1 pseudogene is annotated in these 421 nt (G+C 66.0%); it reads left to right on the top strand.

Annotation, left to right across the window (positions count from 1 at the left end):
- Positions 1–212, top strand: a pseudogene (locus FLQ44_RS17065) (IS3 family transposase); the annotation flags it as partial.
- Between the last annotated feature and the right edge of the window lie 209 nt (positions 213–421).

Raw genomic sequence — 421 nt, forward strand, 5'->3', positions numbered from 1 at the left:
TCGAGCCGATCTGCCGTCAGTTGGAGATTGCTCCGTCGACCTACCACGACCACCGCGCCAAGCGTACCGACCCGGATCTGAGATCGAACCGGTCGCTGCGGGATGAGGCGCTGTGCGCTGAGATACATCGCGTCTGGGAGGAAAACTTCGGCGTCCATGGCGCGCGCAAGGTCTGGCGCCAGCTGGTGCGCGAGGGCTATCGCGTGGCGCGCCCTCAGTCAGCGACGCAGCGCAAACCAACCGCCAAGGCCAAGTGCCGCGATCAGCAGCAGCAGGCCTGATGGAGGCAGCGTTGGAACGGTGCGTGGCGCCTGGCCGATCACTGGCGCGTTCACCGCCATTACATACCTGCGGATGATCAGGCAGCCGTTGGCATCGGTGGCGCGCACGGTGAATGCACGGCTGCCGAGTGCCAAGGGCG

The organism is Vogesella mureinivorans (genome assembly GCF_007644035.1).
In the GTDB taxonomy this organism is placed as follows: domain Bacteria; phylum Pseudomonadota; class Gammaproteobacteria; order Burkholderiales; family Chromobacteriaceae; genus Vogesella; species Vogesella mureinivorans.